Source organism: Pseudomonas sp. 382 (assembly GCF_002759075.1).
Classification (GTDB): Bacteria; Pseudomonadota; Gammaproteobacteria; order Pseudomonadales; family Pseudomonadaceae; genus Aquipseudomonas; species Aquipseudomonas vlassakiae.
In genome coordinates, this window is the sequence record NZ_PEMX01000016.1 from 86,961 (window position 1) to 100,182 (window position 13,222).

General features: G+C 63.0%; 9 protein-coding genes. All 9 read right to left on the bottom strand.

Going from position 1 to position 13,222, the window contains the following annotated elements:
- Nucleotides 1–30: 30 nt before the first annotated feature.
- Entirely contained in the window at nt 31–1,965 is a 1,935-nt protein-coding gene (gene acs / locus CQW31_RS18695; protein WP_099815144.1) for an acetate--CoA ligase, read from the bottom strand.
- A gap of 192 nt (nt 1,966–2,157) precedes the next feature.
- Nucleotides 2,158–3,822: a glucose-6-phosphate isomerase gene (gene pgi, locus CQW31_RS18700; protein ID WP_099815145.1), complete on the bottom strand. Its 1,665-nt coding sequence runs from the start codon at nt 3,820–3,822 to the stop codon at nt 2,158–2,160.
- A 142-nt stretch (nt 3,823–3,964) separates the two neighbouring features.
- Nucleotides 3,965–4,828 carry a pantoate--beta-alanine ligase gene (gene panC, locus CQW31_RS18705; RefSeq protein ID WP_054885625.1) on the bottom strand — a complete coding sequence of 288 codons (864 nt, stop codon included), beginning with the start codon at nt 4,826–4,828 and terminating at the stop codon, nt 3,965–3,967.
- A complete protein-coding gene (gene panB / locus CQW31_RS18710; protein WP_054885624.1) occupies nt 4,825–5,625 on the bottom strand; it encodes a 3-methyl-2-oxobutanoate hydroxymethyltransferase in 801 nt (266 codons plus the stop codon). Before panB ends, panC begins: the two co-directional genes overlap by 4 nt.
- Before the next feature lie 262 nt (nt 5,626–5,887).
- Complete coding sequence (gene folK / locus CQW31_RS18715; RefSeq protein WP_099815146.1) at nt 5,888–6,367, bottom strand: 2-amino-4-hydroxy-6-hydroxymethyldihydropteridine diphosphokinase; 480 nt, start codon at nt 6,365–6,367, stop codon at nt 5,888–5,890.
- Nucleotides 6,364–7,755, bottom strand: a complete 1,392-nt coding sequence (locus CQW31_RS18720; RefSeq protein WP_054885622.1) for a polynucleotide adenylyltransferase PcnB — start codon at nt 7,753–7,755, stop codon at nt 6,364–6,366. The genes folK and CQW31_RS18720 overlap by 4 nt, the downstream gene beginning before the upstream one ends.
- Nucleotides 7,756–8,565: 810 nt before the next feature.
- The gene (locus CQW31_RS18730; protein ID WP_054885621.1) at nt 8,566–10,008 is read right to left on the bottom strand and encodes a sigma-54 dependent transcriptional regulator; all 1,443 of its coding nucleotides are present in this window, start codon (nt 10,006–10,008) and stop codon (nt 8,566–8,568) included.
- A 4-nt stretch (nt 10,009–10,012) separates the two neighbouring features.
- Nucleotides 10,013–12,988, bottom strand: coding sequence for a sensor histidine kinase (locus CQW31_RS18735; protein WP_176509684.1), 2,976 nt, complete (start codon nt 12,986–12,988; stop codon nt 10,013–10,015).
- Nucleotides 12,972–13,148 carry a hypothetical protein gene (locus CQW31_RS18740; RefSeq protein ID WP_003250005.1) on the bottom strand — a complete coding sequence of 59 codons (177 nt, stop codon included), beginning with the start codon at nt 13,146–13,148 and terminating at the stop codon, nt 12,972–12,974. The genes CQW31_RS18735 and CQW31_RS18740 overlap by 17 nt, the downstream gene beginning before the upstream one ends.
- Nucleotides 13,149–13,222: the final 74 nt, after the last annotated feature.

A 13,222-nucleotide genomic window follows, 5' to 3' on the forward strand; every position in this document is an offset into this window, starting at 1 on the left:
GTCAGGACGGCCAGGGAAAGTGGCCGCCCGCTATTGATTGAGGCGTTTGTCGATCAGTCCCTGGACTACGCTCGGGTCGGCCAGGGTCGAGGTGTCGCCGAGATTGTCCAGTTCGTTGCAGGCGATCTTGCGCAGTATACGCCGCATGATCTTGCCCGAGCGGGTCTTGGGCAAGGCCGGGGCCCACTGAATCAGCTCTGGCTTGGCGAAACTGCCGATCTCCTTGCTGACCAGCGCCAGCAACTCGGCCTTGAGCGTATCGTCCGGGGTAATGCCATTCATGGGCGTAACGAAGGCATACACGCCCTGGCCCTTGAGGTCATGGGGATAGCCGACCACGGCAGCCTCGGCGACGCTGTCGTGCAGCACCAGCGCGCTTTCCACCTCGGCGGTGCCGATGCGGTGCCCGGAGACGTTGATGACATCATCGATGCGGCCGGTGATCCAGTAGTCACCGTCGGCATCGCGGCGGGCGCCGTCACCGGTGAAATAGTAGCCGGGCATGGGTTTGAAGTAGGTGTCGACCATGCGCTGGTGGTCGCCGTAGACGCTGCGTATCTGCCCTGGCCAACTGGCCTTGATCACCAGCAGCCCGGCGCCGGGGCCTTCGACCAGTTTGCCTTGTTCATCCAGCAGCGCAGGTTGCACGCCGAACATCGGCTGGGTGGCGCAGCCGGGCTTGAGCCGTTGTGCCCCGGGCAGCGGCGTGAGCATGATGCCGCCGGTCTCGGTCTGCCACCAGGTGTCGACGATGGGGCAACGCTTTTGTCCGACCTCTTCGAAATACCACTCCCAGGCTTCCGGATTGATCGGCTCGCCTACGCTGCCGAGCAGGCGCAGGCTTTTGCGCGAGGTTCCCTGCAGCGGCGCCGAGCCTTCGCGCATCAACGCGCGCAGCGCAGTGGGCGCGGTGTAGAAGATGTTCACCTGATGCTTGTCCACCACCTGCCAGAAGCGCGAGGTGTCTGGGTAGTTGGGGACGCCTTCGAACATCAGCGAAATCGCGCCGTTGGCCAGCGGCCCGTAGACGATGTAACTGTGACCGGTGACCCATCCAACGTCTGCCGTGCACCAGAACACCTCGCCGTCGCGGTAATCGAACACCACCTTGAAGGTCATCGCCGCCTGCAACAGGTAGCCAGCGGTGCCATGCAGCACCCCTTTGGGTTTTCCGGTACTGCCGGAGGTATACAGGATGAACAATGGGGCTTCGGCGTCCATCGGTTCGGGCGGGCAGTCTTCGCCGGCCTTTTCGGTCACTTCGTGATACCAGAGGTCGCGGCCTTCGCTCCAGGCGACATCGCCACCGGTACGACGTACCACGAACACGCTGCTGACCGCAGGGCAACTGCTCAGGGCCTTGTCGACGTTGTGCTTGAGCGGGATGCGTTTGCCGCCGCGTACGCCTTCGTCGGCGGTGATCACGGTGCGGCAGTCGGCATCGAGAATGCGGTCGCGCAGGGCATCCGGCGAGAAGCCGCCGAACACCACCGAGTGGATGGCACCGATGCGTGTGCAAGCGAGCATGGCATACGCGGCTTCTGGAATCATCGGCATGTAGATGCACACCCGGTCGCCCTTGTGCACACCTCTTGCCTTCAGCGCATTGGCCAGGCGGCAGACCTGGCGGTGCAGCTCACGGTAGCTGATGGCCTTGGAGTCCTTGGGGTCGTCACCCTCCCACAGCAGGGCGGTTTGCTCGCCGCGCTGGGCCAGGTGACGATCGATGCAGTTGAAGCTGACGTTGAGCTGGGCACCGTCGAACCAGCGGGCGCTGCCGGTCTTCAGGTCGCATTGCTGCACGCTCGACCAGGGTTTGATCCAGTCCAGGCGTTTGGCCTGTTCGGCCCAGAAGGTGTCGGGATCATCGACCGACTGGCGGTAGAGGCGCTGGTAGTCGTCGGGGGAAAGGCTGGCGGACTGGCTGACGGCCAGGGCCTGGGGATACTGCTTGATATCGAACATGGCGGGTGGTCCTGCTCTTGTCGGAGGGACGGCAACGGCTATTCGATGGACAGTGTAGCTGGGGAGAGTGTTCAACCTGCCCCGGCCTCTTCGCGGGTAGACCCGTTCCCACAGGTTTTGCACACATTTGAAGTATTGTGCAGTACCTGTGGGAGCGGGTTTACCCGCGAAGAGGCCGGGGCAGGTTAAAGGTCAACCGCGGTGACGGCCGCGGAAGTAGTTGATCAGGCCTTGGGTGGAGCCATCTTCGGCGCTGTCTTCGAGGCTTCCCACAAGACGCTGGTAAACACCTTTGCCCAGCTCCTTGCCCAGTTCCACGCCCCACTGGTCGAAGGCGTTGATGCCCCAGATCACGCTTTGCACGAACACCTTGTGTTCGTACATCGCCACCAGAGCGCCCAGGCGGCGCGGGCTGATGCGTTCGACTACCAGGGTGTTGCTCGGGCGGTTGCCCGGAATCACCTTGTGCGGCGCGAGCTTTTCGATGTCCGCGTCGTTCAGGCCCTTCTGTCGCAGTTCGGCTTCGGCTTCTTCACGGGTCTTGCCGAGCATCAGCGCCTGGCTCTGCGACAGGCAGTTGGCGTACAGCCACTGATGGTGGTCCGCCACCGGGTTGAAGCTGACCACTGGCACGATGAAGTCGGCCGGAATCAGCTGGGTGCCCTGGTGCAGCAACTGGTGGTAGGCATGCTGGCCGTTGCAGCCGACGCCGCCCCAGATCACCGGACCGGTATCGGTCTTCACCGGGGTGCCATCCTGCAGCACGCTCTTGCCGTTGGACTCCATGTCCAGCTGCTGCAGGTGCTTGGTGATGTTGCGCAGGTAATGGTCGTACGGCAGGATCGCGTGGCTGCTGGCGCCCCAGAAGTTGCCATACCAGATGCCCAGCAGGGCCAGCAGCACGGGCATGTTCTTGTCGAACGGCGCGGTCTGGAAGTGCTGGTCCATGGTGTAGGCACCGGACAGCAGTTCCTTGAAGTTGGCGGTCCCGATGGCCAAGGCGATCGGCAGGCCGATAGCGGACCACAGCGAGTAGCGCCCGCCTACCCAGTCCCACATCGGGAAGATGTTCTCTTCACGCATGCCGAAGGCCACGGCAGCGGCCTTGTTGCTGGAAACCGCGATGAAGTGGCGGTACAGCTCGGCTTCCGAGCCGCCTTGAGCAAGGTACCAGGTGCGCGCGGCCGTCGCATTCTTCAGGGTCTCGAGGGTGTTGAACGACTTCGACGAGACGATGAACAGCGTGGTTTCGGCGCGCAGGTTGGCCGATAGCTCATGGAACTCGCTGCCGTCGATATTGGCCAGGTAATGGCAACGCACGCCGCGCTGGGCGTAAGGCAGCAAGGCTTCAGAGACCAGCTCGGGGCCTAGGAATGAGCCACCGATGCCGATGTTGACCACATCAGTGATCGGCTTTTCGCTGTAGCCACGCCACAGGCCGTCATGGATTCGGCCGACCAGCTCGGTAATCTGGTTGAGTACCTTGTGGACTTCCGGCATCACGTTGACACCGTTGACGTTGAGCTTGTCGCCGACCGGACGGCGCAGTGCAGTGTGCAGCACCGGACGGCCTTCCGAGGCGTTGATGATCTCGCCGCTGAACATCGACTTGATTGCATCCTCCAGGCCAACCTGTTCGGCCAGGCTGACCAGGAGTCCACGGGTTTCGTCGGTAATCAGGTTTTTCGAATAGTCGAGGAACAGCCCGCAGCTACTCAGGGAGAACTGGTCGAAGCGCTTGGCGTCGGCGGCAAAGGCTTCGCGCATGCTGAAGCCTTGCATGGCGTCGCGGTGTGTTTGCAGGGCCTGCCAGGCAGGCAGGGCCGTAACATCGTGGGGTGTACGGTAATACGCCATTGCGCGGAATTCCTTGATGCGAGATGTGCCTTGGACAGGGCAGTCATTGCCGGGTTCAGGCTGGCCATCATTATAGGCAAAGGCCGCGGGCAGGGAATGGGTATGCAGGGGGAATTTGGGGCTGCGAAGCAGCCCCGGAAGGTTATGCGGTCTTCTCGTCCAGGTGAAGATACAGGTTGTCGATCAACCGGGTGTTACCCAAGTAAGCAGCAACCAGAATCACCAGGTCCCGGTCACCGAACGCTGCCGGGCGCAGGTTCACAGCATGGCGCACTTCCAGATAATCCGGGCGCAGGCCGGCAGCGCTCAGCTGTGCCTTGCCTTGCTCGATCAATGCTGCGAAATCCACCTGGCCGCGGCCGAGCGCCTCACCGATCTGCTGCAGGGTGCGATACACCACTGGCGCCGTGGCGCGTTGCTCAGGCGTCAGGTAACCGTTGCGTGAAGACAGCGCCAGGCCATCTTCGGCGCGCACGGTCGGCTCACCGATGATCTGGATCGGCATGTTCAGGTCGCGCACCATGGCGCGGATTACCGCCAGTTGCTGGTAGTCCTTTTCGCCAAACACGGCCAAGTCTGGCTGGACCATGTTGAACAGCTTGCTGACCACGGTCGCCACGCCTTCGAAATGCCCAGGGCGGCTGGCACCGCACAGGCCTTCGGACAGGTTGGGCACGCTGACTCGTGTCTGCACGCTCATGCCGTCCGGGTACATCTCTTCCACGGTGGGTGCGAACAGCAGATTGCAACCGGCCTGCAGCAGGCGCTCCTGGTCGGCGGCGAGGGTGCGCGGGTATTTGTCGAGGTCTTCGTTGGCACCGAACTGCAAGGGGTTGACGAAGATGCTGGCGACCACGAAATCGGCACGTTGGGCAGCCTTGGTCACCAGCGCGGCATGGCCGCTGTGCAGGTTGCCCATGGTCGGCACGAAGCCGATGCGCTTGCCTTCGCCGCGTGCACGAGCGACGGCGGCACGCAGTTCGCGGACGGTCTTGACTGTGTTCATGCGCTGAATCCGTGTTCGGCAGCGGGGAAGGCAACGTCTTTGACGGCCTTGACGTAGGCGGTGAGGGCGCTCTGGATATCGGGCTGGCCTTGCATGAAATTCTTCACGAACTTCGGCACCCGGCCACTCAGCGACAGGCCGAGCATGTCGTGCAGGACCAATACCTGGCCATCGGTAGCGCTACCGGCACCGATGCCGATCACCGGAATGCTCACTGCCTGGGTGATTTCTGCGGCCAGTTCGCTCGGTACGCATTCGAGCAGCAGCATCGCCGCGCCGGCTTGCTCCAGCGCAATGGCGTCGGCGCGCATCTGCCGGGCTTGCGCTTCCTGACGGCCTTGGACCTTGTATCCGCCCAGGACGTTGACGGTTTGCGGCGTCAGGCCCATGTGCGCGCACACTGGCACGCCGCGTTCGGCCAGCAGGCGGATGGTTTCGGCCAGCCAGGCGGCGCCTTCGAGCTTGATCATGTGGGCGCCGGCCTGCATCAGCGTGGCGCAGTTGGCAAACGCCTGCTCGGGAGTGGCATGGGCCATGAACGGCAGGTCCGCCAGGATCAGCGCGCCATCATTGCCGCGTTTGACGCAGGCGGTGTGGTAGGCCATCTCTGCAGTGGTGACGGGCAGTGTGCTGTCATGGCCCTGCAGGACCATGCCCAGGGAGTCGCCCACCAGCAACACGTCGACGCCAGCCTGGCTGCAGGCCTTGGCGAAGGTTGCATCGTAGCAGGTCAGCATGGTGATCTTTTCACCCTTGGCCTTGAGGCCATGCAGGGTGGTCAGGGTTACTTCAGGCATGTAGGAAAATCCTCGTTCAGGCGCTGTGAAAAACGACTGCATACAACGCGTGTAGTCATCTTCCGGAGCGGCACATCATCGCGCGTGATGTTCGGGCACAGGTCCGTCCGGGCCTAAATACGGGTATGCGGCACTTTGGTGCCACACGGGACGCCTATAGTCGTGAGCGAGGTGGGGGAAGTCAATCACCCTGTTACCGCATTGTTACTAACAGGGTGTTACTTGCGTTACCGTGCCTGAGTGACTATCTCAAACGCCCGGTTTACAGGCGTTCCAGGCCGACGAATGGGCAGGCTTGGAGCAGTTCGGCGAGGGCGCGGCCATCGGCCAGACAGAAGTCGTCTGCCACCAGCTCGGCCAAGGGGTACAGCACGAAGGGGCGCGCATGCATGTGGTAGTGCGGCACCTGCAGGCGTGGCAGATCGATGACCTGGTCGCCGAACAGCAGGATATCCAGGTCGAGGGTGCGCGGGCCCCAGCGTTCCTTGCGCACGCGGCCCTGGTCGTTCTCGATGGCTTGCAGGGCGTCGAGCAGTTGCAGTGGTGCCAGGGTGGTGTCGAGGGCGGCTACCGCGTTGGTGTAACGCGGCTGGCCGGGCAGCAGCGAGTCGCTGGTGTACAGCGCCGAAGCGCCCACCAGGCGGCTGTCGGCAATCTGGTCGAGCGCCTGCAGGGCGCTGCGCAGTTGTTCTGCGGGGGCGTCCAGATTGCTGCCGAGGCCGATGAAGGCGCGCGTGGTCACTCGAACGCCTCGTCACCACCGCTGCGCTTGCGCTTGCCGCCACTGCGCTTGCGTTTGCGCGGGCCGGCAGCAGCGCCTTCGTCACGGCTGCCAAGCTCACGGATCATCTCGCGGCGCTCGCTGTCATTGGCATCCTGATAGTCGGTCCACCACTGGCCCAGATCGTCGGTTTCTTCGCCGGCGCTTTCGCGCAGCAGCAGGAAGTCGTAACCGGCACGGAAGCGCGGGTTGTCGAGCAGCAGGTCGGCGCGCTTGCCACTGCGGCGCGGCAGGCGTTCCTGCATGTCCCAGATCTCGCGGATGGGCAGGGTGAAGCGTTTCGGAATGGCGATGCGTGCGCACTGCTCGGCGATCAGGTCGTGGGCTGCGCCGTTCATGGCCGGAATCGGCGGCACGCCTTGGCTCTGCAGGTGCAGTACCCGGCTTGGCAGGGCTGGCCAGAGCAGGGCGGCGAACAGGAAGGCCGGGGTTACCGGCTTGCCCTGCTTGACGCGCAGGTCGGTGTTGTTCAGCGCCTGGCTGATCAGGGTATGGGTGTAGGTCGGACGCTCTTCCAGGGCATGGGCACTGGCCGGGAACAGCGGTTCGAACAGCTCCAGGTCGACCAGCATCTCGAATGCGATGGCCCCTTGGCCGGAGAGGAACAGCTTGAGGCATTCCTCGAACAGGCGTGCGGGCGGGATCTCGCGCAGCAGCGGGGCCAGTTTGCGGATCGGCTGGAAGGTGTGCTTCTCGATACCGAAGTCCAGCTTGGCGGCAAAGCGCACTGCGCGCAGCATGCGCACCGGGTCTTCCTGGTAGCGGTGGGTCGGGTCGCCGATCAGACGCAACAGACGGTTGCGGATGTCGTGCACGCCATTGGCGTAGTCGAGAATGCGCTCGCTGACCGGATCGTAGTACAGGGCGTTGATGGTGAAATCGCGGCGCTGCGCGTCTTCTTCCAAAGTGCCGTATACGTTGTCACGCAGGATGCGACCGCTGGCGTTGTGGGACGAACGGTGGCTGTCACCCTGGTCGTCTTCGGAGTGGGGCGCACGGAAGGTGGCGACTTCGATGATCTCACGGCCGAAATGCACGTGGACCAGCTTGAAGCGCCGACCAATGATGCGCGCGTTGCGGAACTCGGCACGCACCTGCTCGGGCGTGGCGCTGGTGGCGACGTCGAAGTCCTTGGGCGTGATGCCCAGCATCAGGTCGCGGACACAGCCACCGACCAGATATGCCTGGTAGCCAGCGCTCTGCAGGCGCTCGACGATGTTCACCGCGTGGCGGCTGAACTGGTGGCGCTGCAACGAGTGTTGGCTCTTGTTGATCACCTCAGGCGTGGTGCGCCTGTGGTGCTGGCCCGGTACGGGAGGGCGGAACGACTGGAACAGCTTCTTCAGCATGGGATGCACTGTTTGAAGGAATGTTCGGCCAAGAATAGGAGAATGGCCGCATGATGGGCGGGGATTCTAGCATTTACTCGGGGAATGGTGTAGGCGGTAGCAGGAGGCCCTGCCGAGGGGGAGAAACGACAAGGGGAGCCTAAGCTCCCCAAGAAGTCGTTGCGTGCTCTTATTGTTTTTTTACTGGGCTTCTTGTTTTTGTTGAGTGCCCTGTCCACAAATCTCGAAGCTTGTGGACGACCCCCAATCCAGGGGTAAAGAGCAAACGGATTGCTTTGGTCGCTGACGTCATGTTGATCGTTCGATCCAACCAGTTCAGGCGCTGCTTTGAAGTGCAGTTTTTGTTGTTCTCTGCCTGGTCGTGGGGCAAGCCCCAAACACGCATCCTCTCCAAAAGAATCAGTTAGCTGCGCCTCCGCCGTCTTGTTCTTATTGTGCGTGAGCCGTTTCGTCTTGTTCTTATTCTGAGTTGCTGTGCTTGTTATTGTTCTTGTACCAGACATATAGCAGGTGCCGTGCCAACTTTTCAAAACCCAGTGAAATCAAGGGTTTGGCGAAATTTTGCGTTTGGCGGCGGGCTGGAAATGTGGATTTTTCGTTACCGTACGCCTCGTGAACTGTTACGGCGGAAAGGTTGGGTAACAGATTTGTGCGGGAACTGAGGTGTTACCCGGTGTGTGTGCATTGGCTTTGCCGGCCCATTCGCGGGCAAGCCCGCTTCCACAGGATCACGCAGTGTCAGAGACTGTGTAAATCCTGTGGGAGCGGGCTTGCCCGCGAAGAGGCCGGTAAGGCCAACGGAGATCAGAATCAGTTGTCGCTGGTCGCGTTGCTCTTGCGCCGTGGGATGCCCAGGCGCTGGCGCCGTTCCCACAGGCACTTGCGGCTGACTCCGAGCTTGCGTGCCAGCTCGGTCTCGGTCATGTGGTCCTGGTGCTCGAGTACGAAGTGCTGGAAGTAGTCCTCCAGCGACAGGTCCTCGGTCGGTTCATGGCTGGCACTGCTGGCGCTGGCCGCGACCAGAGCATTGTCGAGGATGTCATCCTCCTCGAGGTCGCTCAGCTCGATGTCGATGCCCAGCATGTCGGCGGAAATTTCCGCACTCTCGCTAAGGATCACCGCACGCTCCACGGCGTTTTCCAGTTCGCGCACGTTGCCCGGCCAGCTGTAATGACGAATGGCTTGCTCGGCCTCGGCCGAGAAGTGCAGGTCGTCACGACCGATGCGCGCGCTCTGGCGGGCGAGGAAGGCATTGGCGATCTCGTTGACATCACTGCCGCGCTCGCGCAGGGCCGGCAACTTCAGGGCGATCACGTGGAGGCGGTAATACAGGTCTTCGCGGAACTGCCCGGCCTTGGCCAGGTTCTTCAGGTCGCGGTGGGTCGCGGCGATCAGGCGCACGTCGACTTTTTGCGACTGTACCGAACCGACCCGGCGAATCTCGCCTTCCTGCAGCACGCGCAGCAGGCGTGCCTGGGCTTCGAGCGGGAGTTCACCGATTTCGTCGAGGAACAATGTGCCACCGTCGGCGGCTTCTACCAGGCCAGCACGGCCGGCACTGGCGCCGGTGAATGCCCCTTTTTCATGGCCGAACAGTTCCGATTCGATGAGGGTCTCCGGAATGGCCGCACAGTTCACCGAAATCATCGGCGCCTTGGCGCGCCGTGACAGGTTGTGCAGGGCGCGGGCGACCAGTTCTTTGCCGGTGCCCGACTCACCCTGGATCAGCACGTTGGAGTCGGTCGGTGCCACCTTGCGGATCTTGCTGTACATGTCCTGCATGGGCGGGCACGAACCGATGATGCCGATCTCGCCATTGGCGGCGGCACCTTTGTCAGCTGGCGCGGCCTTGCCGTTGGCCCGCGGTTCGGCGGCCGGGGCCGGCGCGGCTGCCGGCGCGTTCTGGCGGTCACGCAAGATGCGCGCCACGGCCTGAAGCATTTCATCGTGATCGAAGGGTTTGGCGATGTAGTCCACCGCGCCCATCTTCATCGAGTCCACCGCCGATCGCAGGCTGGCGTAGCTGGTCATGATCAGCACCGGCGTGCCCTGGCCAAGCTTGATCAGCTCGGTGCCCGGGGCACCCGGCAGGCGCAGGTCGCTGACGATCAGGTCGAAGGTGGCAATGCTGAAGCGTTCCTGGGCTTCCTGTACCGAGCCGGCTTCGCTGACCTGGTACTGATTGCGTTCGAGCAGCCGACGCAGGGCCGAGCGGATGATGGTTTCGTCTTCGACGATCAGAATGTGCGGCATTGATTCAATTCTCTCGACGGTCTCGAATTTCAGGGGACGTCGCTACGACATGCCGGGGCAGGGTCACGCGGATCCGGGTGCCACGTTGCCGTTCGATATCGGCCGGGCTGTCGATGGTGATTTGCCCATAATGCTCTTCCACGATGGAATAGACCAGAGCGAGCCCCAGTCCGGTTCCTTCGCCCGGGTCCTTGGTGGTGAAGAACGGTTCGAACAGGCGGTCCATGATGTTCTTCGGGATCCCGCTGCCTTCGTCCTCGACGATCAGGTCGACGGTGTGCTCGCTGACTTCGCTGCGCACCCGCACGGCGCTGCCAGGCGGCGAGGCGTCGCGGGCATTGGACAGCAGGTTGATCAACACCTGGGCGAGGCGCTGCGGATCACCCTCGGCCCAATGGTCCGGGTCGCAGAGATTGAAGAACTGTACTTCGAAGTTGCGCCGGTTCAACGCCAGCAGACCGATGGCGTCTTGTGCCACCTCGGCCAGGCATACCGGCTCTTCACTGTTCTGATGGCTGCCGCCGGCGTGGGCGAAGCTCATCAGCGACTGGACGATGCGCGACACGCGCTTGGTCTGCTCGAGGATCTGGCTGGACAGCTCGATGATTTCCCCATCGCCTTCACGCTCCTCGCGCAGGTTCTGCGCCAGGCAGGCAATGCCGGTAATCGGGTTGCCGATTTCGTGGGCCACGCCAGCGGCCAGGCGGCCGATGCTGGCCAGGCGCTCGGAATGCACCAGTTTGTCTTCCAGGGCCTGGGTTTCGGTGAGGTCCTCGACCAGCAGCACCAGGCCGCTGTTGCCGGGCGCCAGGGGCTCGTCGATGGCCGCCTTGTGCAGGTTCAGCCAGCGCGGTTGACCGTCCAGCGCCAGGCGCTGCTTGTGCAAATGTTCGTCGGGCACGTTGATGAAGCCCTGCAGCAGGCCGCGCCAGGGTTCGCTGATGGTCACCAGGCGCGAGCCGACCACATGCTTGGCGGCAATGCCGGTCAGCTCTTCCATGGCCTTGTTCCACATCAGGATTTCCTGGTCCTTGGCCAGCGAGCAGACGCCCATGGGCAGCTCTTGCAGGGTCTGGCGGTGGTAGCGGCGCAGGGCGTCGAGTTCGGCGGCAAGGCCGGTAAGGCGCGAGTGGTAGTCTTCCAGGCGGCTCTCGATGAAATGGATGTCCTCGGTGACGTAGTTCTCGTTACCGGACTTGTACGGCAGGAAGGTCTCGACCATGTCCTGCGCCACGCTTGGCCCCATCAGGCCCGAGAGGTTGGCCTCGATACGGTCGCGCAGGCGGCGCAAGGCATAGGGGCGGCGCTCATCGAACGGCAGATAAAGGTCTCGCAGGGCCTGTTCGACCTCCTTCTGCGCCGCCTTGGCGCCAAGTGGTTTGGCCAGTTGGGTGGCGAATTCCTGTGGCGATGCGGCGTGCAGCTCGCGGCGCTGCGGCCGGCGCACGTTGTCCACGGCGCAGGCCTCGGCGGCGCTGACTTCCTCAGTGCTGGCGTTGGTGAACAACGAAATCAGCGTGAACAGCAGCACGTTGGCCGCCAGCGAGGCAATTGCCGCCATGTGCCAGCTGGTGTCGTCTAGCACATAGATCATGTCCAGCAGCGGGATATAGAAGCCCTGCAGGTTGCCCAGCAGCGGCAGCAGCATGGTCACCAGCCACACCACGGTCCCGGCCAGCAGACCGGCGATGAAGCCGCGGCGGTTGGCGGTCGGCCAGTACAGCACCGACAGCACGCCTGGCAGGAACTGCAGTGTGGCGACGAAGGCCACGATGCCCAGGTTGGCCAGGCTCTGGTGGTTGTTCTGGGTCAGGTAGAAGACGAAGCCGGCAGTGATGATGGCGACGATCAGCGCCCGGCGGGTCCACTTCAGCCAGCGGTAGATATTGCCTTCGGCAGGCGGCTGGTAAAGCGGCAGCACCAAGTGGTTGAGGGCCATGCCCGACAACGCCAGCGTGGTGACGATGATCAGCCCGCTGGCGGACGCGAGCCCGCCAACGTAGGCCAGCAAAGCCAGCGCCTGGTTGTTGGCGGCGATCCCCAGGCCCAGGGTGAAGTACTCGGGGTTGGTGCTGGCGCCCAGGCGCAGGCCGGCCCACAGCACCAGCGGCACGGCCAGGCTCATCAGCAGCAGGAACAGCGGCAGGCCCCAGCTGGCGCTGACCAGCGAGCGCGGGTTGAGGTTTTCGGTGAAGGCCATGTGGTACATGTGCGGCATGACGATGGCCGAGGCGAAGAACACCAGCAGCAGGGTGCGCCATGGGCCTTCCTGCAAGGGGGTGTGCAAGGCTGCCAGGGCCGTCTGGTTCTGCAGCAGCCACACTTCCAGTTGGTGCGGCCCGCCAAACACACCATACAGCGCATACAGGCCGATGCCGCCCAGGGCCAGCAGCTTGATCACCGACTCGAAGGCGATGGCGAACACCAGGCCTTCGTGTTTCTCACGGGTGGCGATATGGCGCGAGCCGAAGAAGATGGTGAACAGGATGATCAGCGCACAGAAGGCAAAGGCCACCCGGGCCTTGACCGGTTCGCCGGTAAGGATACTGATCGAGTCGGCCACTGCCTGGATCTGCAGGGCAAGCAGGGGCAGCACGCCGATCAGCATGATGAGGGTGGTCAGCGCGCCGGCCCAGGTGCTGCGAAAACGGAACGCCAGCAGGTCGGCCAGTGACGATAACTGGTAGGTGCGGGTAATCTTGAGGATCGGGTAGAGCAGCACCGGCGCCAGCAGGAATGCACCGGATACCCCCAGGTAACAGGCGAGGAAGCCGTAGCCATACTGATAGGCCAGGCCTACCGAACCATAAAAGGCCCAGGCACTGGCGTAGACGCCCAGCGACAAGGTGTAGGTCAGCGGGTGGCGAATGATGGAGCGCGGGATCAGCCCTCGCTCGCTGATCCAGGCCACGCCGAACAGCACCATCAGGTACGCGGCGCTGATCAGGATCATCTGGGTCAGGCTAAAGCTCATCGGCATCTCGTTGGCTCTGCAGGATGAAGGTGACGACGATCAGGATCAGCCAGAGCAGGTAGGGGCGGTACCAGGCACCGGTCGGTTCGATCCACCAGTCCATGATGGCCGGGGAGAACAGGTAGATCCCCACGACCAGAAGCAGGACCAAACGATAGATGTACATGCTGGCCTCGATGGTTGGGCGCTGCGGGCTTGGACTTATTATTGGCGCAATTGACTGTGGCGATGCTAGCGGTA

Bases quoted from the DNA above. Each gene is read 5' to 3' on its own strand.
- CQW31_RS18730 (WP_054885621.1), bottom strand. From the start codon at position 10,008: ATGCCGCACATTCTGATCGTCGAAGACGAAACCATCATCCGCTCGGCC.
- pgi (WP_099815145.1), bottom strand. From the start codon at position 3,822: ATGGCGTATTACCGTACACCCCACGATGTTACGGCCCTGCCTGCCTGG.
- CQW31_RS18735 (WP_176509684.1), bottom strand. From the start codon at position 12,988: ATGCCGATGAGCTTTAGCCTGACCCAGATGATCCTGATCAGCGCCGCG.
- panC (WP_054885625.1), bottom strand. From the start codon at position 4,828: ATGAACACAGTCAAGACCGTCCGCGAACTGCGTGCCGCCGTCGCTCGT.
- CQW31_RS18740 (WP_003250005.1), bottom strand. From the start codon at position 13,148: ATGTACATCTATCGTTTGGTCCTGCTTCTGGTCGTGGGGATCTACCTG.
- acs (WP_099815144.1), bottom strand. From the start codon at position 1,965: ATGTTCGATATCAAGCAGTATCCCCAGGCCCTGGCCGTCAGCCAGTCC.
- CQW31_RS18720 (WP_054885622.1), bottom strand. From the start codon at position 7,755: ATGCTGAAGAAGCTGTTCCAGTCGTTCCGCCCTCCCGTACCGGGCCAG.
- panB (WP_054885624.1), bottom strand. From the start codon at position 5,625: ATGCCTGAAGTAACCCTGACCACCCTGCATGGCCTCAAGGCCAAGGGT.